This window comes from Alkalihalobacillus pseudalcaliphilus, assembly GCF_028610675.1.
GTDB lineage: Bacteria > Bacillota > Bacilli > Bacillales > Bacillaceae_D > Alkalihalobacillus > Alkalihalobacillus pseudalcaliphilus.
On record NZ_JAQQWS010000001.1, the window covers coordinates 16,761 to 38,538 of the forward strand.

Consider the following 21,778-nt stretch of genomic DNA (forward strand, 5'->3'; position numbering starts at 1 on the left):
AGGCGGGACAAACAAATGAGTATCCTCATTAATAAAGATACAAAAGTAATCGTGCAAGGGATTACAGGTAAAACAGGTCTTTTCCATACACAACAAGCTCTTGAGTATGGAACAAATATCGTTGGTGGTGTGACGCCTGGTAAAGGTGGCACGGAAGTTGAAGGCGTTCCAGTTTTTAATACAGTTTCAGAAGCTGTAGCAGCTACTGGTGCAAACGCAACGGTTATTTACGTACCACCTGCTTTTGCAGCTGATTCCATTATGGAAGCGGTAGATGCTGAGATTGAGTTAGCGATTTGTATTACAGAAGGTATTCCAGTCATCGATATGGTTAATGTGAAGCGTTATATGGAAGGAAAGAAAACACGCTTAATCGGGCCAAACTGCCCAGGTGTAATCACTCCTGAAGAAAGCAAAATTGGTATTATGCCTGGATATATTCATAAAAAAGGCCATGTAGGCGTTGTTTCACGTTCTGGTACATTAACATATGAAGCGGTACATCAATTATCAACAAACGGTATCGGTCAGTCAAGTGCTGTTGGTATCGGTGGAGATCCAGTTAATGGTACGAACTTCATTGATGTATTAGATTTATTTAATGAAGATCCTGACACATATGCCGTGATTATGATTGGTGAAATTGGTGGAACAGCTGAGGAAGAAGCTGCTGAGTGGATCAAAGCAAACATGAAAAAACCAGTTGTTGGCTTTATCGGTGGTCAAACAGCTCCTCCAGGGAAGCGTATGGGCCACGCTGGTGCGATTATTTCAGGTGGTAAGGGTACAGCTGCCGAAAAAATTAAAACGCTTGAGAGCTGCGGTGTGAAGGTTGCAGAAACGCCATCGGTAATGGGTGAGACATTAATCTCTGTTTTAAAAGAAGAAGGCATTTACGAAAAATGTATCACACATGAAGTAACAAAATAATATTAGAAAAACCTCTGAGCTTAGGCCCAGAGGTTTTTTGATGATATAGGAAAGCAATGATGTGAACAAATCGAAATACGCAGCAATGGAGTAGGGAAAAGAATTGTTAAAGCGGTGTAAATAAAAAAAAGAGAGCCATTTGATAGCGGAAATAGGAGCCCTATTAACAACGAGTAATTTACCAATGCTGATTTTAGCTTTTGACTTTACAAGTGTTCATTCCATTGATTCTTTTACTAGAGGCATTTGTTCAATTAAATATTGCTTCTATACATGGTGGTTTTTCATTCACTTTGTTTTTTTGTTCTCATTCAATTTAATGAATGTTTTAATTATTTTAACTAGAAAATTTAGGGTAACCCAGCGGACGAAAACATGCGGAGACTCCCGAGGGACATGAGGCGGGCTGAAATCCAATGGTGAAGCAAGTTAGTTCAGTTCCACCTCGCAAGACGCGGAGCATGATTTTCGGGAGTAATGATTAAAGCTCCGCATATTAGCTTACAAAGGAAATTAAAGAAAAATGTCGAAGTACTTATTAAAGACCGTAAATCTGTTCAATAACAGTTCACCTCGAATGAGCCACCGCAAATAACTCCATCTATCTGAAAGGTTGTGAACAATTGTCACAAATTCGTCAATTATTAATACGTATTCATTTTTGTCGAGGTATGTCGAATAAGAAGTTGCTCCAATTACTTAAACATGACCCCTCTTTACAGATTGTCACAGAACAAACACTCTCCTCCTTACAATTATTATTTCGTTGGAACTCCAAACAAGTTACCGCTTTCCAAGAAGATTATGAGCGTATAACCGATAAAAAGATTGACCAATACTTAAAGGAAAACAAAATTGATGTGATGACTATCTTTGATACCAATTATCCACTGCTTTTAAAAGAAATTTATGATCCACCAGTTGTTATGTATACGATAGGAAACCAGGCGTTATTGCAAACGAATATGTTAGCGGTAGTAGGTTCTAGAGAAATGACATCACTTGGAAGAAGCTCTATCGATACCCTTTTACCGGAGCTAATAGAGAAGCAATGGACTATCGTCAGTGGCATCGCCGCTGGTGTGGATACTTATGCCCATCAAGCAGCCATTCAAAACCAAGGGAATACAATTGCAGTATTAGGCTCAGGTGTCTTACATGTCTACCCAAAATCTAATCGAAAATTATATGAGACTATGAAAAAGGAACAATTAATTGTTAGTGAATATCCTCCACATAAGCGTCCGCAAAAATGGCAATTTCCTGAAAGAAACCGAATTATAAGTGGGTTATCCTATGGTGTTTTAGTCATTGAAGCAAAGGAAAAGAGTGGCTCGCTCATCACGGCCGATCAAGCTTTAGAGCAAGGTAGAGAAGTCTTTGCAACACCAGGGCCGATTTACACGAAGAGCTCTAGTGGTACGAACTATTTAATTCAACAAGGTGCTAAAATGGTGACGCAAGCAAAAGATATTTGGGAGGAATGGACATAGTCGATTTTTGACGAGTTTCTACTATATAATAGTACGATTTTTTGTTCTGACGACCATTAAAGTCGAAGCTTCTTGAAAAAAAATGGATAGTTCCGTTTGACAAACCGAGAAGGTCTGTTTAATAATGAGGAAGATTTTAATTTTATCTTCGAGAGAGGGAGTTGCATTATGGCCGATTATTTAGTAATCGTAGAATCTCCCGCAAAAGCAAAGACCATTGGCAAGTATTTAGGAAAAAAATACATTGTGAAAGCATCAATGGGTCATGTAAGAGACTTACCAAAAAGTCAAATGGGAGTAAATGTTGAAGAAAATTATGACCCGCGTTATATAACAATTCGCGGCAAAGGACCCGTATTAAAAGAATTAAAAGCAGCAGCAAAAAAAGTGAAAAAAATCTATTTAGCAGCTGACCCCGATCGTGAAGGGGAAGCGATTGCTTGGCATTTAGCTCATAGTCTAGGAATAGATCCTGCATCAAAATGCCGAGTCGTTTTTAACGAAATTACAAAGCAAGCGATTAAGGATGCGTTTAAGACGCCAAGAGCGATCAATATGGATCTCGTGGATGCTCAGCAAGCAAGACGAATTCTCGATCGATTAGTAGGTTATAATATTAGCCCGCTATTATGGAAAAAAGTGAAAAAAGGTTTAAGTGCTGGACGCGTGCAATCCGTAGCGGTCAAAATGATTATCGAACGAGAGAAAGAGATTCAACAATTTAAACCAGAAGAGTATTGGAGTATTGACGGAACGTTTACGTTAAATAAAGAGCAATTTGATGCTAAGTTCTACGGAGTTGACGGTAAAAAGGTGAGTTTAGCTTCAGAAGAGGAAGTCAATCAGGTTTTACAGCGTATGAATGATCAGTCGTTTAGCGTATCTTCTGTGAGTAAGAAAGAGAGAAAACGTAATCCAGTAGCACCATTCACAACGTCCTCTTTACAACAGGAAGCCGCGAGAAAGTTAAACTTCCGTGCTAAGAAAACCATGATGTTAGCTCAACAGCTATACGAAGGGATTGACTTAGGGAAAGAAGGTACAGTAGGTTTAATCACCTATATGCGTACGGATTCAACAAGAATCTCGGAAACGGCTCAGGCAGAATCTAAAGAATTTATAGAGACGACCTATGGAAGTGAGTTTCTTAAGAAAAAACCACGAGTCGATAAAAAAGGCACGAATTCTCAAGATGCCCATGAAGCGATTCGTCCAACATCGGTGTTTAAGGAGCCTAAAGAGTTAAAATCATATTTGGCTAGAGACCAACTTCGCCTTTATAAGTTAATCTGGGAGCGTTTTGTCGCAAGTGAAATGGCACCAGCCGTTATGGACACGATGAGTGTTGATTTGTTAAATGAAGGTGTCATCTTTAGGGCTACAGGATCAAAGCTAAAGTTTGCCGGGTTTATGAAAGTATATATTGAAGGAAATGATGATGGAACTAAAGAAGAAGACCGGTTATTACCGGCTCTCGAACAAGGCCAATCTGTTCAAAAAGAAACGATTGAACCGAATCAGCATTTCACTCAGCCACCTCCAAGGTATACAGAGGCCAGATTAGTCAAAACAATGGAGGAGCTAGGAATTGGGCGTCCCTCCACTTATGCACCAACGTTGGATACGATTCAGCGTCGTGGCTATGTGGCTTTAGAGGAAAAACGCTTTGTACCAACAGAGCTTGGCGAAATTGTCTTGCATTTAATCGTTGAATTCTTCCCAGAAATTCTTGATGTTGAATTTACTGCAAAAATGGAAACAGACCTTGACTCCGTAGAAGATGGAGCTCATCAATGGGTTCAGATAATTGATGATTTTTATCAAGGGTTTGAAAAAAGGTTAAAAGTCGCGGAAGAAGAGATGAAAGAAGTCGAGATTAAAGATGAACCGGCTGGTGAGGACTGTGAGCTTTGTGGTCACGCCATGGTATATAAGATGGGACGCTATGGTAAATTTATGGCTTGTTCAAACTTCCCTGACTGTCGTAATACAAAAGCGATCGTGAAAGAAATAGGTGTCACATGTCCGACCTGTCATGAAGGCCAAGTCGTCGAACGAAAAAGTAAGAAAAAGCGGATATTCTTTGGATGTACTCGTTATCCAGAGTGTGAATTTATCTCATGGGATAAGCCAATTAGTCGACCATGTCCAAAATGTGAGAGTCTATTGGTTGAGAAAAAGTCGAAAAAGGGCGTTCAAGTTCACTGTACGAAATGTGATTATCAAGAAGAAGCAAATTAATTAAGTTGTTTTTGTTGAATCTTGTCTAAAAAAGTATTATTATATGTTTGGCATTTAAGTGAGATGACCATACTTTTAGCCTTCACCTTTAATAAGGTGAAGGCGTTCGTATGCTTAGAGTCAGATGGAAGTGTATGAAGATTGAAGGAATGAATGACTCATTCATTTTTTTGAAACGGCAGAAATTAATAGTCATGATCATTGATAAAGTTAAGAATTCACGTAATGTTCACAATTGAAGAAAAGGAGGATAAAAGGAATGGAAAACAATCACGTTAATGTAGTGGGTGCTGGTCTAGCAGGTAGTGAAGCTGCTTGGCAATTAGCTAAAAGAGGAATCAAGGTGCATTTATATGAAATGAGGCCAGTTCGCCAAACCGCTGCTCACCATACTGATAAATTCGCCGAGTTAGTTTGCAGTAATTCTTTACGTTCAAACGCTTTAACGAATGCAGTAGGTGTATTAAAAGAGGAGATGCGTACGCTAGACTCGGTTATTATCGCGGCAGCAGATGCAGCTTCTGTACCAGCTGGTGGGGCCCTTGCTGTTGATCGTCATGACTTTGCGGCCATTGTTACTGAGAAAGTGAAAAACCATCCTAATGTCACGGTGATGAATGAAGAGGTTGCATCGATTCCGGCAGGACCAACGATTATTGCAACAGGTCCGTTAACTTCCGACAACTTATCAAAAGAGCTACGTGCTTTGACTGGTGAGGAGTATTTATATTTTTATGATGCAGCGGCACCTATCATCGAAACCGATTCGATTGATATGGACAAGGTTTATTTGAAATCTCGTTACGATAAGGGAGAAGCGGCCTATCTTAATTGTCCGATGACAGAAGAAGAATTTGACCGTTTTTACGAAGCGTTAACAACTGCTGAAACCGTGCCATTAAAAGAGTTCGAAAAAGAAATCTTCTTTGAAGGCTGTATGCCCATAGAAGTGATGGCCAACCGTGGTAAAAAGACGATGCTATTTGGACCAATGAAGCCAGTAGGGTTAGAAGACCCAAAAACAGGGAAAAGACCTTATGCAGTTGTCCAATTAAGACAAGATAATACATCGGGAACCCTCTATAACATCGTTGGATTTCAAACGCATTTAAAATGGGGACCACAAAAAGATGTTATTCGCTTAATTCCGGGATTAGAAAATGCTGAAATTGTCCGTTATGGTGTGATGCACCGCAATACATTTATAAATTCACCTAATCTTCTTAAGCCAACCTATCAGTACAAAGACAGAGAAGATCTTTTCTTTGCTGGACAAATTACCGGTGTAGAAGGCTATGTAGAATCGGCAGCAGCTGGATTAGTTGCTGGTATTAATGCGGCCAAACTTCTAAAAGATGAAGAGCTCGTTGAATTACCAGAGTCAACAATCATGGGGAGTATGGCGCAATATATTACGAATGCAAACCCTAAGAACTTCCAGCCGATGAACGCTAACTTTGGTTTATTACCACCATTTTCTGAAAGAATCAGAAATAAAAAAGACCGTTACGAAAAGCTGGCTGAACGCGCATTGGGTGAGATTCAGAATTTTGTGAAAAAAGTGTAAAGATAATTGTAACTGCTCTTTTTTCATGATAGAATTTGATAAGCTTTGCAAGGTGGTGAAGCTATGCCTAAGAATGCACATGGTTTTAGACAATCTTTTTTTCAATTTCTAAAAGTTGAAAAAAACTGTTCCATCCATACAGTACGAAATTATCAAATTGATTTGGAAGATTTTGAGTTGTTTTTACATGAACATAAAATAGTATCGGTTGTTGATGTTAAGTATGAGCATATTAAGTTGTATTTAGAACGGCTCTTTAACAAGAAGTATGAACGGAAATCAGTTTCGAGGAGGCTTTCTGCCTTGCGAACATATTTTCGATTCTTAGAAAAAGAGAATGTTATTGCAGACAACGTATTTAAACTTGTCCCCTTACCAAAGCAAAAAAGTAGACTGCCTAATTTCTTATACGAAAAAGAAATAGAACAGCTATTTCTTTCATTGGAAGGGGAGAAGCCTCTCGAGCAACGTGACCGAGCTATTCTCGAACTATTGTATGCCACAGGTATGCGAGTTAGTGAGTGTCAACAGCTTCAGGTGTCTGATCTTGACTTCTCAATCGAGACGGTTCTGATTCATGGTAAAGGGAATAAAGAACGTTATGTGCCTATTGGTCAATTTGCTTGTGAGGCATTGAACACATACTTACTTGATGGTCGGCTTCAATTATTATCAAAAGCTAAAGAGAGCAAGGAAAGTAACCATTTATTTTTGAATTATAGCGGTCAACCACTTTCAGTTCGATCATATAGTGATATTTTAAAAAAGAGAATGAAAGAAGCCGCTCTTACCGCTAATATTAGTCCACATCAGCTTAGACATTCTTTTGCAACCCATTTATTAAATAATGGTGCTGATTTAAGAGTTGTCCAAGAGTTATTAGGTCATTCGAGCTTATCCTCTACACAAATCTATACGCATGTCTCAAAGGAACGTTTAAGAGATGTGTATAAGCAAAATCATCCAAGGGCATAAATGGGTGGTAGCGTCATGGAAAAAAACATGTAGAATGATTAGTCCAGAGGAGGAATGGAGATGGGTCAATTTCATGCAACAACGATTTTTGCCGTCAAGCATAATGGCCGTTCTGCGATGTCTGGAGACGGGCAAGTGACAGTAGGAAATGCCGTTATCATGAAACATAGTGCTAAAAAAGTAAGGCGGTTATATCAAGGGAAAGTAATTGCTGGGTTTGCTGGTTCGGTTGCGGATGCATTTACATTATATGAGAAGTTTGAAAGTAGACTGGAAGAGTATAATGGTAACTTACAAAGGGCTGCTGTTGAACTTGCGAAAGAATGGCGCACGGATAAGATGCTTAAACAGCTAGAAGCAATGCTAATTGTTATGAATAAGGACCATCTACTTCTTGTTTCAGGAACGGGAGAAGTAATTGAACCAGATGATGGTATTTTGGCGATTGGTTCTGGTGGGAATTATGCTTTAGCTGCCGGTAGAGCTTTAAAAAATCATGCACCGACATTATCTGCAAGGGAAATAGCTGAAGCAGCTCTTCGTACGGCTGGAGACTTATGTGTGTATACAAATGACCAAGTTATCATCGAAGAGTTAGAAGGATAAAATTGTTTGTTAGACGAAAGTGAGGGCGATAAAAGGTGAGTACATCTTTAACACCACGTCAGATCGTTGAACGTTTAAGTCAATTTATCGTTGGGCAGGAAGCTGCGAAAAAGTCAGTGGCTGTTGCTTTACGTAATCGCCATCGTCGAAGCTTACTAGATGAAAAGCTTCAAGATGAGGTAACACCAAAAAATATTTTGATGATAGGGCCAACAGGTGTAGGGAAAACAGAGATTGCCAGGCGTTTAGCGAAATTAGTTGGAGCTCCATTTATTAAAGTAGAGGCAACGAAATTTACTGAAGTGGGGTATGTCGGTCGAGACGTTGAATCAATGGTACGAGATCTCGTAGAAACGAGCGTTCGTATGATTAAAGAGGGCAAGATAAAATCAGTGCAGGGCCAAGCGGAAACTCAAGCAAATCAAAGGCTTGTTCAATTATTAGTACCAGAAGCCAAAAAGCAAAATCAATATAAAAATCCGTTTGAAATGATTTTTGGTCAGCAAAATGAAGCCGAGCAGAATGAAGTGAAACCTGAAGTTGAGCAAGGGATTGCTCAAAAAAGGAAACAAATGGCTCATCAACTAGCTTTAGGTGAGTTAGAAGATTATCTGGTTAATATTGAAGTGGAAGAGCAAAGTCAAGGCTTTATGGATATGTTTCAAGGAGCAGGTATGGAGCAAATGGGCATGAATATGCAGGAAATGTTAGGTAATATGATGCCAAAGAAAAAGAAGAAACGCCGATTACCTGTTTCTGAAGCAAGAAAAATCCTTACTGAAGAAGAAGCACAAAAATTAATTGATATGGATGAAGTTATTCAAGAAGCACTGACAAAGGCGGAGCAACTAGGAATTATCTTCATAGATGAAATTGATAAAGTGGCAGGTAAGGGTAATCAACAATCAGCTGATGTTTCCAGAGAAGGCGTACAACGAGACATTTTACCGATTGTAGAAGGCTCGACAATTGTGACTAAATACGGCTCAGTTAAAACCGATCATATCTTATTTATTGCAGCAGGTGCTTTCCATGTGGCAAAACCTTCAGACTTAATTCCTGAGCTTCAAGGACGGTTTCCAATCCGTGTTGAACTTGAGAACCTAACAGTTGAGGACTTTGTACGAATCTTGGTTGAGCCAAATAATGCCTTAATCAAACAATATATCGCTCTTTTAGAAACGGAAGGTATAAAAGTTTCTTTTTCTGACGAAGCTGTTCGTAAGATTGCGACAATTGCTACAGAAGTGAATCGAGACACCGAAAATATCGGTGCTAGACGACTTCATACGTTATTAGAAAAGTTGTTAGAAGATTTATCTTTTGAAGCACCAGATATTAATTTGCAGGAGATTGTCATAACGCCAGAATATGTCGATGATAAACTGGCATCCATTGCAACAAATCGAGATTTAAGTCAATTTATACTATAAGAAAGTAATTTTAGGAGGATTTTGAAATGAGTTTATTATCAAGAACAAGAAAGATTAATGAAATGTTACAAAAAACAGGGGGCCAACACGTAAACTTCCGTGAAATGGCAGAAACATTACGTGATGCGATCAGTTCAAACGTATTTGTTGTAAGTCGTCGCGGTAAACTTTTAGGATTTGCTATTAGCCAAGAGATTGAAAATGAGCGTATGCAGAAAATGTTTGAAGACCGTCAATTCCCTGAAGAGTATACATCAGGATTATTTAAAGTAGAAGAAACAACAGCTAACTTAGATATCGAAAGCACTTTTACGGCTTTCCCTGTTGAGAATAAAGACTTGTTTGCCTCTGGCCTAACAACAATTGTACCGATTATCGGCGGAGGCCAACGTTTAGGAACATTAGTTCTTTCACGTTTAGGAGATTCGTTTGTTGATGACGATTTAATTTTAGCTGAATATGGGGCAACAGTTGTTGGTATGGAGATTCTTCATGAGAAAACACAAGAAATTGAAGAGGAAGCAAGAAGCAAAGCAGTTGTACAAATGGCTATTAGTTCATTATCTTACAGTGAATTAGAGGCGGTAGAACACATTTTTAACGAGTTAGATGGCAAGGAAGGTTTACTTGTAGCAAGTAAAATTGCTGACCGTGTAGGTATCACTCGTTCTGTAATAGTTAATGCCTTACGTAAGCTTGAAAGTGCAGGAGTGATTGAATCACGTTCATTAGGTATGAAAGGTACCTACATCAAAGTATTAAACGACAAATTCTTAATTGAGTTAGATAAATTAAAATCGAAATAAAAGTAACGTACCGTAATAATATATGTGCTTTTAGAACTAGGACCACCTTCATTGAAGGTGGTCCTTTTGTCATGTGAAAACTGGAAATATATCACTTGGTAGGAATATGGAGGAGGCGATTCATCTAGTATTGAGGGAAACTGTACGTAAATGAAGGGCTAGTGACCATGATTTTTATTCGTACTTTTACTGGTTAAATGGTCATGTCATGAAGGGGAAACAGCGAAAAGTTCTAGAAATTGTTATAAACGACCTAAAAAAGAGATAAATTATCTACCTATTAGGCTAGTCCATTTTTACCAAATCATTAAATAGGTAAAACGGTGTTAGACATTTGACCCAATGTTTATTACAATTTTGATAGAGAAGTAATATGTGGGAAAATGTAGAATAAACTCGACTAATTATTGGTAAGTATGAAATGAGGTGGAAATTTTGAATTTATTTTCAGGCACTACGATGCAAATGCTTGAACAAGGCCTAAGAGGTTCAACGATGCAACACAAAGCAATATCCAATAACATTGCTAATGTTGATACACCTAATTATAAAGCTCAGCGTGTCTCTTTTGACCACGTCTTACAGAACGAGTTGGCACAGGTGAAGATAAACGCTCATAAAACCGACCGTCGCCACTTTGATTATAAAAGTAGTACGGCCTCATCTCCAATGATTGAAACGCAAAAAACGACTTATAATCATAATGGTGCAAATGTAGATGTTGATGTGGAAATGGCTGAACTTGCCAAAAACCAAATCTATTATAATAGTTTAATTGATCGATTGAATGGAAGTTATTCCAATTTGAAAATGGTCATCAGGGGAGGGAGCTAATCGTGACGATATTTAACAGTATGAACACAAGCGCATCAGCCTTAACCGCACAAAGGTTAAGAATGGATGTAGTATCTTCCAATATGGCTAATGCAGAAACGACAAGAGGTCAACTGGTGAACGGAGAATGGCAACCATATCGTCGTAAGATGGTTTCGTTTAGTCCGCATGAAACAGGGGCCAATTCCTTTTCAAAACAGCTTACACAAGCGATGGGAAGAAAGGGTGCAATAGGTGATGGTGTAAAGGTCAATCGAATCGAAGAGGATCAAACGCCATTTAAGCTTGTCTATTCGCCAAATCACCCTGATGCAGATGAAGCAGGGTATGTATCAATGCCTAATGTAGACCCACTTAGGGAAATGGTTGATTTAATGAGTGCAACTAGGTCGTATGAGGCCAATGTAACAACGATGAACGCATCAAAAAATATGCTCTTAAAAGCTTTAGAGATTGGGAAAGGGTAATTAAGGTGTAAATGATGGAAATAAATAGTATTCAATCCCCTTTTGTCTTACATAATCAGAAAGCATTACGTACGCCAGCTGAGGCTGAGGCGTCATTTAAAACAGCGTTTCAAGACGCACTAAATAATGTCAACCAGTTACAACAAGATTCACAGCATAAAACGCAGCTACTTGTAACAGGGCAAATAGATGATTTACATGAAGTCATGATAGCCGGTCAAAAGGCCTCGGTTGCTCTCCAAGCTACAGTAGAAGTTCGTAATAAAGTTGTTGAAGCCTATCAAGAGATTATGAGAATGCAGGTCTAAAAATCGTGCCACGAAATGTCTCTACTGTTGATAAATTGTAGGAGGAGCTATGAACGAGAAACTTTTATCTTATAAAGAAAAGATAACGAGCTATTGGACAGAAAGAACGGCCAATCAAAAAAAGTATTGGTTGATTGCAGCCATAGGAATTGTCGTATTTGTTAGCTTGTTACTGTTTTTTACTACACGAACTAATTTTGTTCCTTTATATAGTAATTTAAGTGTTCAAGAAACTGGTCAAATCAAAGAAACGTTGGATTCACGTGGTATAAGCTCCCAAGTCAGTCATGATGGTACAACCATTATGGTTCCAGATTCCTTAGTAGATAATCTCAAAGTAGAGCTGGCTGCAGAAGGAATTCCTAATACTGGTCAAATTGATTATACAGCCATTAAGGACCAAATGGGTTTTGGAATGACAGACAATGAGTTTAGGGTTATTGAAAGGGCGGCCATTCAAACAGAACTACAAAATTTGATCAGCTCAATGGATGGTATTCGTCAGGCAAATGTCATGATTACATTACCTGAGGACAGTCTTTGGTTAAACGCTGAAACACAGCAAGCGACGGCAGCTGTTATTTTAAACTTGAATTCAGGTTATACATTAGATGCAAACCAGGTGAGAGGGCTTTATCACTTAGTATCTCGAAGTGTACCGAATCTCCCTATAGAGAATATCGGTATCTCTGACCAAATGTTTAACAGTTATTTATATGAAGATGATAACACCTCATCAATACTTTCAGCATACGAACAACAAAGAAAGATTCAAAAGGATATTGAACGTGATATCACGCAAAGTATTCAACAAATGTTAGGTACTTTGGTTGGCCCTGATAAGGTACTTATTTCTGTATCAACGGATATTGACTTCACGCAAGAAAATCGTGTGGAGCAACTCGTCACGCCCGTTAATGAGGAAACGATGGAAGGAATCGCTATTAGTGTTGAGAGAATTGAAGAGGCATATAGTGGTACAGGCTCTGAACCAGGAGGAATTGTTGGTAGTGGAGATGAGATTCCAAATTATCAAGGTGTAGATGGGACAGAAGAGTCCGAATGGGAACGCTCGGAGGAGAGAATTAATTCAGAAGTAAATCGAATTAATCGTGAAATTGTTGAAAGTCCTTACCAAATTCGTGACTTAGGAATTCAAGTACTAGTAGAACCACCTGAGGGAATGGAAGAATTACCTTTGGAGCAACAAACAGATATTGCACAAATCTTAGCTACAATTGTGAAGACATCAATCCCAGTAGTGGATGGATTGGAGTTAACGGATGCGATGATCGGGGAGCGTGTGTTCGTCTCATCACATTCATTTAATGGCAAAGTTGAATTTGAAGAACCTATACAAATGGGAATTCCTACATTGATGTATGTCATTGCAGCTATATTAGTATTAATTATCATCGGACTTATCATTCTATTAATAAAAGGACGTAAGAAAGAAGTAATTGAGGAAGAAACAACTTCAGCTATTTCTTATGATATTGAAGATTTGTTAGGTGACGAAGAGTTAAGTGAACATGAAATGAAAAAAAGACAACTAGAAAAAATGGCAAAAGAAAAGCCAGAAGACTTCTCGAAGTTGCTACGAACTTGGTTATCTGAGGATTAGGAGGGCGTAAAAGTTGGCAAGAACACCCAAAAGAGGTTTAACTGGAAAACAAAAGGCAGCTGTCCTTCTTATTTCATTAGGTCCGGATGTGGCGGCAAATGTATATAAACACTTAAATGAAGAAGAAATTGAGCAATTAACCTTAGAAATATCAAACGTGAGAAAAGTAGAATCTGAAACAAAGGAAGAAATTCTTGAACAATTCCATGCTCTTGTATTAGCTCAGGACTATATCGCTCAAGGAGGAATTGGTTACGCTAAAAGCATATTAGAAAAAGCGTTAGGTGAAAATGCGGCCATGGATATTATCAACCGTCTCACATCGACACTTCAAGTACGTCCGTTTGACTTTGCGAGAAAAGCAGAGCCAGCACAGATTTTAAACTTTATACAAAATGAGCATCCGCAAACGATTGCCTTAATCCTTTCTTATTTAGAAAGTGAGCAAGCGGGACAAATTTTATCAGAATTATCGCAAGAAGTTCAAGCCGATGTAGCGAAAAGAATTGCTTTAATGGACCGAACATCTCCTGAAATTATATATGAAGTAGAGTCCATCTTAGAACAAAAGCTTTCAGCGACCGTTACCCAAGATTACACGGATGCTGGTGGAATCGAATCTGTTGTAGATGTGTTAAATAGTGTTGATCGAAGTACAGAAAGAACGATTCTTGATGCTTTAGAGATTCAAGACCCAGAATTAGCTGAAGAAATTAAGAAAAGAATGTTTATCTTTGAAGATATCGTTACGTTGGATAATCGTTCAATACAACGCGTTATTCGTGACGTGGAGAATGATGACTTGCAGCTAGCACTCAAGGTAGCAAGCGATGAAGTGAAAGATGTTGTCTTAAGTAATATGTCAACACGAATGGCAGAGGCCTTTAAAGAAGAAATGGAATACATGGGGCCTGTCCGTTTACGTGATGTAGAAGAGGCTCAGTCAAGAATTGTCACGATTATTCGCCGACTAGAAGAGGCCGGTGAAATTGTGATTGCACGTGGTGGAGGAGATGATATCGTTGTCTAGTATCATAAAGTCGACACAAGCTTTAGGAAAAGGAAAAGAGATAAAAATTCGAACTCTTACTAATTTTATACCCGATTTTGAAGTAGATGAAACGTCTCAGGTTCAAAAAGAAGAGAATTTCCAAGCTGAAATCGAGCAAATAAGACTAGATGCGAAAAAGCAGGCAGAGGATATTTTAAATCAAGCTCAAAGAGAAGCTAAAGATTTGGAAGCTAAGCTTGAACAAAAGAGAACAGAGCATTTGCAAGAGCTTGAACAATTAAAAGAAGAGGCCATTCAATCAGGTTATAAGCATGGCTTCTCACAAGGGAAAGAAGAGGCTTATCAGCAATATGTTCAATTAATATCTGAAGCGAATGGAATGATTGATTTAGCAAAAATAGATTATGACCATATGCTAGAAGAGGCTCAACCACAAATCATCGACATTGCCTATCGCTTAACCGAAAAAGTCTTGGGAGAACGCTTAACTGACTCCGAAGTTTACTGGTTCAAGATGTTAAAGCAAGTTATGACTGAGCTAAGGGAGCATGAAGAGGTTAAAATTTACGTGCATCCAAATTGGTATGAGCAAACATTAAAGCAAAAGGAAGAGTTAAATCAGCTCTTAACCCGCACTGAAAAGCTCTATATTTATTCAGATGTTTCCTTACCTGAATTAGGTTGTGTGGTAGAGACGAGGTTAGGCAAGTTAGAAGCTACCTTAGATAAGCAACTGAAGGAGTTAAAAAAACAATTACTAGAATTGTTAGAGGAGTTACAAAATGATTCAACATCTCATTGACAATATGAGTGATTTATCCCCTTATAAATGGTATGGAAAAGTCACACGAGTCGTTGGTCTAACTATAGAAGCAAAAGGACCACAAGCTTCTGTAGGTGAATTATGTTACATCCTTGTGGGAAAAAAAAATACGCAAAGGGTAAAGGCGGAAGTTGTAGGATTTCGTGATGATGATGTGCTCTTAATGCCTCTTCATTCGACAACGGCCATTTCGCCAGGTTGTCTCGTTGAAGCGACCGGGAAACCACTTGAAGTAAAAGTTGGACATTCTCTTATTGGAAAAGTGATTGATGGTGCTGGCCAATTGTTAACAGGCCAATCATTACCAAAGGGGCTTACGTCCTATCCAACTGAAAACGAACCACCAAACCCATTATTACGACCTCGAATTGAAGAGCCGTTAAGTTTAGGCGTAAGAGCGATTGATACATTTCTAACAGTAGGGAAAGGGCAGCGTGTTGGGATTTTTGCCGGTAGTGGGGTAGGTAAAAGTACATTGATGGCAATGATTGCTAAAAGCTCTGCTGCTGATATCAATGTTATTGCCTTAATCGGTGAGCGTGGTCGTGAGGTAAAGGATTTTATCGAGCGTGACCTAGGAGAAGAAGGGATGAAGAATACGATTATGGTCGTTGCCACATCCGATCAGCCAGCATTAATGCGCATAAAAGGGGCATTAACCGCTACAGCGATTGCTGAATATTTTCGTGACCAAGGTATGAATGTCAATTTAATGATGGATTCTGTCACACGTTTTGCGATGGCTCAGCGTGAAATTGGACTTGCAATTGGTGAGCCACCAACGACAAAAGGATATACACCAAGCGTATTCGCGATGTTGCCTCAGTTATTAGAACGCTCAGGAACGAGTGAGAATGGTAGTATTACGGCTTTTTATACTGTTTTAGTTGATGGTGATGATATGAATGAACCGATCGCTGATGCGGTTCGTGGGATTTTGGACGGTCATTTTGTTTTAGAGCGACAATTAGCCAATAAAGGTCATTACCCAGCCATCAATATTTTAAAAAGTATTAGTAGAGTTATGGATGATATCGTACAAACAGAACATAGTCAGCTTGCTAAGAAAATTAGAGGGATTTTGTCGACATACTTAGAGGCGGAAGATTTAATTCAGATTGGTGCATACAAAAAAGGTTCTTCGCCTAATATTGATGAAGCTATTTCTGTGTATCCGGCGATTTTAGCATTTTTGCAGCAACAGACAGATGAGCTTAGTACATTGCAACAATCTATTCAACAATTTCTCCAGCAATTTGGTCAAGAGGTGAGGTAACTTTGAATTTTCATTTTTCTCTTCATAAAGTAATGGATTTAAAAGAAAGAGAGAAAAAAGAAGGGCAATCGATGTATGCGATGGCGGTGCAAGATTTCGAGCAGAAGGCAACCGTTTTATATAATCTATTGAAAACAAAGGAGACACTAGAAGCAGATGCTAGAGAGCGAATTGTTTCTGGTATTTTGATCAGAGATATCCAACAGCAAGAGTCACAGTTTCTCCGTTTGCAAAATGAGATTAATCAACAACAGCAAAAGACAAATATGGCGAGACATCAAATGCAATTAAAGCAGCATGAATTAATGGAGCGTACGGTTGAGTTCAAAAAGTATGAAAAAATGAAAAATATAAAGCGAAGTCAATTTGTGGAAGAACAGAAGCAAAGTGAACGAAAGATGATGGATGAACTTTCGACGATGATGTATGCAAAAAGGTGAAAGGGGGAGGACTGATGACAGAAATGAAAAAACCTAAAAAATCGACGTGGTTTTTCATGGTTTTCCTCATTCCGATTATTGTCATAGTTACATTTGCTGTCGTAGCTTGGATGGTTATCGATGATTCTGCACAAGAGCGTTTCAAGCAATGGTCAAGTTCACTTCCGGTTGTATCCAACTTTGTTCAAACGAATGCAGAGGGGAACAACATAGTCGAACAGATTGAAGTATTAGAAGGAAGAGTATTAGAAGCGGAAAATCAAGTTGGTATTTTGCATAGTGAACTACAAGCAAAGGAACAGCATATTCAAGATCTAGAAGCGGATAATGAGCAATTAACCGAACAACTCAGTGTGGAAGCCGATTTTACTGCCGGTGAAACAAGCGAGTTTGAGAGTAATTCGGCAAACGACTCTATTGCTCAAATCTATGAGAATATGTCGGCAAAAAATGCTGCAAGAATTATTTCTGAGCTTAACCTTGATGAAACCATTTATCATTTGATGGAAATCGCACCCGATCATCGTAGTAATATTATTGCTCGTTTAGAAAGTGAGCGAGCTGCTGAAATCATGAAAAGATTGGCCCAGTATTAATATACGTAGAAGTTGAAAGGAGGTGAAAAGAAAATGACGATGGTTCAGCAGATTCATTCACTTGTTACATATACTCAAGCTTCTAGTAAAGAATTAACAAGCACTAACGTACATTTTGCTGAGCTCCTGCAAAGTTCAATGCCAGTAAGTGATCAAGAAAGTCAAACGTCAGAGGAACTAGACCTGGAACAAGTGCTTAAAAAACTTGAAGAGTTTCTACTCGCTAGCCCGAACAATTCAAAAGAGGAAGAAATCGGTTTAGGTCAAGCTCATGCACCTGATCTTATCAACGAGCTTGTGGCAACAGATAATCCTTCAAATGTACTACGAGATGGGAACCTAACTGAAGAAGCTTTACAGCAGATAACGGCATGGTTCTCTGCATATATGCAAACAGAAGGGCAGACCATTTCTACTCAAGAAAATCCACAGTTGGTAGAAATGATTCATTTAATAAGTGACCTTGCCAACTTATTTCCAGAACAGCTTGAACATTTATTACAGAGCGAGGTAGAAAGTAATAAAGATATTCAAGAAACTGGTGAAAATCAACTTTTGGTCCTTATTCAGCAACTCGTACAATTGGACCAAAATCAATGGATGCAAATTGAAAGTCAGGTTGTTAAAAAAGGACAAGAACAACAAGAGCCCGATGTCTGGCAGCGTTTTATGTATTTTGTGAGAGAACAAGTTCAGCATGCTGTTCAAAAAGCTAGTAGTCATGAGAGCCCTTCTCATCAATCTTTCAACCTACAAAACAACAATGTGACTTTTGCTACTCCGTTCAGGAATCATAGTGGTGACCACCAAGCTTCCAAAGCGCCATTTATGGTCAATAACTTACATGGACTCGATCAAGCGGTTACGACAACAACACAACACGGATTGCTTGAAGGTGGCAATGCTCAAGGTCTAGAAGCTGAACGTTTTAATGGTTCTATGTTTTTGTCTCAGGTTGAGCAAGCGACGATTCGTTTAGGTGTTCATCAAGAACCAGCAGTTGTTCAAAATCAATTTTTGAAACAATTAGAGCAAATATTTCAAAGACAGCTTTTACAAAATACGCAATTGACCGATACACAGACGATTCAAGTAAGGCTTTTTCCAGAGCATTTAGGGCGGTTGGATATTCAATTGACTGTCCAAGAAGGTCAAGTAATAGCTAAGATCTTGACGCAAACGGCTGGTGCAAGAGAATTAGTAGAATCGCAACTGCCACAACTTAGACAAGCGCTTGCCCAACAGCAATTACATCTTGATAAAGTGGAAGTTAGTGAACAACGTGAGAAATTTGAAGGAAATCAGCAATCCAAGCAAGAGAAAGAGCAACCTCAGTCGCAACTATTTTTTGAAAATGAGGAAGATGAAGCTGATTTTTATGAATGGCTAGAAACTTACTCATTTGATGAAACTATTTAATGGAGGGAGGATAATTATGGCAACGGTTAATACGGATTTATGGCTTTCGAGTCTACAACAACAACAACGTAGCACTTCTAATAATATGTTAGGTAAAGATGACTTTTTGAAGTTACTTATTGCACAAATGCAAAATCAAGATCCAACGAATCCAATGGATGACCGTGAGTTCATTGCTCAAATGGCTCAGTTTTCAAGTCTAGAGCAAATGACGAATATGAATCAGTCTATTCAATATTTGGCAGATACACAAATTACTCAAAGCTTAGTTACACACAGTGAATTAATCGGTAAAAATGTTCAATGGATGCAGTTAGTCGATCGTGATGATGGCGTCGGTCAAGATGTTCAATATTTAGAAAATGACGTGGTTTCAGTCAAGATAGAGATGGATGGAAGTATTCGATTATTGCTTGATAACCAAACATGGATTAGTAACTTCCAATTAGTTCAAGTCGAGCCAGTTAGTAAGGAACAAGATGACAAGGAGATAGAGTCATAGGATGGGGATTCATATGGATAAACAAACAATCGCCTCCTTGCAAGCACTCCACCCGCATCCTCTACCTATTAAACATTCGGAAAGAAAGGGAGATACTTCTTTTAAAGATTTATTTCTTAAAGAGCTGTCAGAACCACTGAAGGTAAGTAAGCATGCCAAAGGACGAATGGAAGAAAGAGGGATTGTGATAGGGGCTCAAACTTGGGATATGATTCATCAAAAAATCAAACAAGCCCAGAAAATGGGGGTACAAGATTCACTTGTGCTTACAAATGATGCCGCACTTATTATTAGTGCCAAAAATGAAACGGTCATTACGGCGTTAAATCGTGAAGAAGCCAATGAACAAATTTTTACAAATATTAATGGAACGATTTTAATTAATGACTAAAAATGATTAAAAAAAGCTGGACCTTAATAGGAAGCTTTAATCTACTGAATGACAGATGTAGATAACCACTTAAAACTAAAGGAGTGTTCATTCATGTTACGTTCAATGTATGCCGGGATTTCTGGTATGAAAAACTCACAAATCAAGTTAGATACGATTGGAAACAATATTGCCAACGTTAATACGTTCGGTTTTAAGAAAGGGAGAACGACTTTCTCTGATATGGTTTCACAAGAATTATCAGGTGCTACAGCACCGGTTGCAGGTGGTCGAGGAGGTATTAATGCTGCTCAAGTTGGCTTAGGTATGCAGCTAGCGTCGATTGATACAATCCACACGCAAGGAAGCTTACAAAATACGAGTAGAGCACTAGATTTAGGTATTTCTGGTGACGGATATTTTGTTGTTAATGATGGTGAGTCAGATTACTACACTAGAGCAGGTAACTTTTATCTGGATGCGGAAGGAAACCTAGTCAATTCAAGTGGTTTAAAGCTCCAAAGTAGTGCAGGCGAAGATATTAACTTCTTAGCGATTGCAAATGGTGGAGACATGCCAGCTGATTTAGAAGAAGCTTTAAACAATATTAAAAGCTTTTCAATTGGTGCCGATGGCTCCATAAACATTATTGACTCAGAAGGAAATCTAGTTCCTACTGAAGTGCAAATAGGTTTAGCTAAATTTGCCAATGCTGAAGGTTTAGCAAAGGCCGGTGATAATCTATTTGTCACAACACCAAACTCAGGACCGGCACCAGCTGAATTATCGACACCAGGTGCTGGAGGTACCGGTAGTTTAGTCGCTGGTACATTAGAGATGTCAAATGTTGATTTATCAGAGGAATTCACGGAAATGATCGTCGCTCAACGAGGCTTCCAAGCAAACACACGAATTATCACAACTTCAGATGATATTTTACAAGAGTTAATTAATTTAAAACGATAAATCGTTAAAAGTGAACCTAATGATATAACCAGTAGCTTAACCATAGTGATTAACATTTAACTGGTGGCATCATTCAATAATGGTTTTGAGAATTCTCACATTTTGCCGTAACCCCGCCGTTTTTTGGACGTTAGCTCGAAAAGCGTGCTCAAAAAGATTCAGTGCACCGCACAAACAGTCGCCACCAACAAAGATGAAAGTAGTGGCGACTGTTCAAACTGTTGGCCCGTTTACTAATCGATCACCATCAGGAGTCGGCTTGAACAAACAGGGAGGACTGTCCTACTAAGGTCATTTATCGCAAGATGGATGACGAGCTAACTTCACGGCACAATCTATCGCCTATAAGTAACTTTCATATAAAATAAAAAGGAGAAGGGTCACACAAACCCGACAGTACCGATGATTGAACTAAATCGATTAAATGGAAATGCATTCTTAATTAATATTCTTCAAATTGAACAAATCGAATCATTACCAGATACTACGATTACCCTATTAAACGGTAAAAAGTTAGTTGTAAAAAATGACCTCTCAGAAGTTTATACGAAAATCAATGAACTTTATCAATACATTGGTCTAGGTGAGCTTCACAAGGAAATAGGAGAAAAAAATGAAGAAGAATAAAATGTTTCAAATTACGCTCATTTTAATGCTTACATTCAGTTTAGTAGGAGTGGCTGTCATTATCTTTTTGAATCAGAGTGGTCAATTTGCTCGTGCAGATAATAATCAATCATCGATTGACGACATCATCGAAATGTCATTTGAGACAGAACAAATTGTTACGAATCTGAAATCCAATGACTATATACGTGTAAGCTTCTTCATTCAAGGAGATTCCAAAGATACATTAACTGAAATTGAGAAACGTGATTTTCAACTCAATCACCTCATTTTAAGTTTGTTGTCAGAAAAAACCTCAAGCGAACTAAGTGGTCGTGATGGAATGAGGGCAATTGAAGCTCAGTTGAAAGAGGAGATTAATACTCTTTTAGACTCCGGCGAGGTGCAAAATGTATATACAACAAGTTGGGTCATTCAATAATCATGAGTCTATAAAAGAAAGATGTCAGAAGGAAAAGTGAGG

At 38.5% G+C, this 21,778-nt stretch carries 23 protein-coding genes; all 23 read left to right on the forward strand.

Annotated features, from left to right (window positions below; translation table 11 throughout):
- Positions 1-15 precede the first annotated feature (15 nt).
- Complete coding sequence (sucD, locus tag PQ479_RS00095; protein ID WP_047987864.1) at positions 16-930, forward strand: succinate--CoA ligase subunit alpha; 915 nt, start codon at positions 16-18, stop codon at positions 928-930.
- Positions 931-1,553: 623 nt separating this feature from the next.
- Entirely contained in the window at positions 1,554-2,423 is an 870-nt protein-coding gene (dprA, locus tag PQ479_RS00100; protein WP_047987865.1) for a DNA-processing protein DprA, read from the forward strand.
- A gap of 168 nt (positions 2,424-2,591) precedes the next feature.
- Positions 2,592-4,664: a type I DNA topoisomerase gene (gene topA, locus PQ479_RS00105; RefSeq protein ID WP_047987866.1), complete on the forward strand. Its 2,073-nt coding sequence runs from the start codon at positions 2,592-2,594 to the stop codon at positions 4,662-4,664.
- A gap of 259 nt (positions 4,665-4,923) precedes the next feature.
- Positions 4,924-6,231 carry an FADH(2)-oxidizing methylenetetrahydrofolate--tRNA-(uracil(54)-C(5))-methyltransferase TrmFO gene (gene trmFO, locus PQ479_RS00110; protein WP_047987867.1) on the forward strand — a complete coding sequence of 436 codons (1,308 nt, stop codon included), beginning with the start codon at positions 4,924-4,926 and terminating at the stop codon, positions 6,229-6,231.
- A 63-nt stretch (positions 6,232-6,294) separates the two neighbouring features.
- A complete protein-coding gene (gene xerC / locus PQ479_RS00115) occupies positions 6,295-7,206 on the forward strand; it encodes a tyrosine recombinase XerC (RefSeq protein WP_047987868.1) in 912 nt (303 codons plus the stop codon).
- A 60-nt stretch (positions 7,207-7,266) separates the two neighbouring features.
- Positions 7,267-7,812 carry an ATP-dependent protease subunit HslV gene (hslV, locus tag PQ479_RS00120; protein WP_047987869.1) on the forward strand — a complete coding sequence of 182 codons (546 nt, stop codon included), beginning with the start codon at positions 7,267-7,269 and terminating at the stop codon, positions 7,810-7,812.
- Positions 7,813-7,847: 35 nt separating this feature from the next.
- A complete protein-coding gene (gene hslU / locus PQ479_RS00125; protein WP_047987870.1) occupies positions 7,848-9,245 on the forward strand; it encodes an ATP-dependent protease ATPase subunit HslU in 1,398 nt (465 codons plus the stop codon).
- A 26-nt stretch (positions 9,246-9,271) separates the two neighbouring features.
- A complete protein-coding gene (gene codY, locus PQ479_RS00130) occupies positions 9,272-10,051 on the forward strand; it encodes a GTP-sensing pleiotropic transcriptional regulator CodY (RefSeq protein ID WP_047987871.1) in 780 nt (259 codons plus the stop codon).
- Positions 10,052-10,477: 426 nt separating this feature from the next.
- A complete protein-coding gene (flgB, locus tag PQ479_RS00135; protein WP_337957068.1) occupies positions 10,478-10,885 on the forward strand; it encodes a flagellar basal body rod protein FlgB in 408 nt (135 codons plus the stop codon).
- 2 nt (positions 10,886-10,887) lie between these two features.
- Entirely contained in the window at positions 10,888-11,352 is a 465-nt protein-coding gene (flgC, locus tag PQ479_RS00140; protein ID WP_047987873.1) for a flagellar basal body rod protein FlgC, read from the forward strand.
- Positions 11,353-11,366: 14 nt separating this feature from the next.
- The gene (fliE, locus tag PQ479_RS00145) at positions 11,367-11,660 is read left to right on the forward strand and encodes a flagellar hook-basal body complex protein FliE (protein WP_273716684.1); all 294 of its coding nucleotides are present in this window, start codon (positions 11,367-11,369) and stop codon (positions 11,658-11,660) included.
- Between the two features lie 49 nt (positions 11,661-11,709).
- The gene (gene fliF, locus PQ479_RS00150; RefSeq protein ID WP_047987875.1) at positions 11,710-13,284 is read left to right on the forward strand and encodes a flagellar basal-body MS-ring/collar protein FliF; all 1,575 of its coding nucleotides are present in this window, start codon (positions 11,710-11,712) and stop codon (positions 13,282-13,284) included.
- A gap of 13 nt (positions 13,285-13,297) precedes the next feature.
- Positions 13,298-14,314: a flagellar motor switch protein FliG gene (gene fliG, locus PQ479_RS00155; RefSeq protein WP_047987876.1), complete on the forward strand. Its 1,017-nt coding sequence runs from the start codon at positions 13,298-13,300 to the stop codon at positions 14,312-14,314.
- Positions 14,307-15,098: a flagellar assembly protein FliH gene (gene fliH, locus PQ479_RS00160; RefSeq protein WP_047987877.1), complete on the forward strand. Its 792-nt coding sequence runs from the start codon at positions 14,307-14,309 to the stop codon at positions 15,096-15,098. The genes fliG and fliH overlap by 8 nt, the downstream gene beginning before the upstream one ends.
- Positions 15,079-16,395, forward strand: a complete 1,317-nt coding sequence (gene fliI, locus PQ479_RS00165) for a flagellar protein export ATPase FliI (RefSeq protein WP_047987878.1) — start codon at positions 15,079-15,081, stop codon at positions 16,393-16,395. The genes fliH and fliI overlap by 20 nt, the downstream gene beginning before the upstream one ends.
- Before the next feature lie 2 nt (positions 16,396-16,397).
- Positions 16,398-16,835: a flagellar export protein FliJ gene (fliJ, locus tag PQ479_RS00170; RefSeq protein ID WP_083991189.1), complete on the forward strand. Its 438-nt coding sequence runs from the start codon at positions 16,398-16,400 to the stop codon at positions 16,833-16,835.
- Positions 16,836-16,849: 14 nt separating this feature from the next.
- Entirely contained in the window at positions 16,850-17,431 is a 582-nt protein-coding gene (locus tag PQ479_RS00175; protein ID WP_047987879.1) for a magnesium transporter MgtE N-terminal domain-containing protein, read from the forward strand.
- A gap of 33 nt (positions 17,432-17,464) precedes the next feature.
- The gene (locus tag PQ479_RS00180; protein WP_047987880.1) at positions 17,465-18,850 is read left to right on the forward strand and encodes a flagellar hook-length control protein FliK; all 1,386 of its coding nucleotides are present in this window, start codon (positions 17,465-17,467) and stop codon (positions 18,848-18,850) included.
- 16 nt (positions 18,851-18,866) lie between these two features.
- Complete coding sequence (gene flgD, locus PQ479_RS00185) at positions 18,867-19,352, forward strand: flagellar hook assembly protein FlgD (protein ID WP_047987881.1); 486 nt, start codon at positions 18,867-18,869, stop codon at positions 19,350-19,352.
- Between the two features lie 13 nt (positions 19,353-19,365).
- Complete coding sequence (locus tag PQ479_RS00190; RefSeq protein WP_047988016.1) at positions 19,366-19,743, forward strand: TIGR02530 family flagellar biosynthesis protein; 378 nt, start codon at positions 19,366-19,368, stop codon at positions 19,741-19,743.
- A gap of 93 nt (positions 19,744-19,836) precedes the next feature.
- The gene (gene flgG / locus PQ479_RS00195) at positions 19,837-20,688 is read left to right on the forward strand and encodes a flagellar basal body rod protein FlgG (RefSeq protein ID WP_047987882.1); all 852 of its coding nucleotides are present in this window, start codon (positions 19,837-19,839) and stop codon (positions 20,686-20,688) included.
- 402 nt (positions 20,689-21,090) lie between these two features.
- Complete coding sequence (locus PQ479_RS00200; RefSeq protein WP_047987883.1) at positions 21,091-21,315, forward strand: flagellar FlbD family protein; 225 nt, start codon at positions 21,091-21,093, stop codon at positions 21,313-21,315.
- Positions 21,302-21,736 carry a flagellar basal body-associated protein FliL gene (gene fliL / locus PQ479_RS00205; RefSeq protein ID WP_047987884.1) on the forward strand — a complete coding sequence of 145 codons (435 nt, stop codon included), beginning with the start codon at positions 21,302-21,304 and terminating at the stop codon, positions 21,734-21,736. Before PQ479_RS00200 ends, fliL begins: the two co-directional genes overlap by 14 nt.
- Positions 21,737-21,778: the final 42 nt, after the last annotated feature.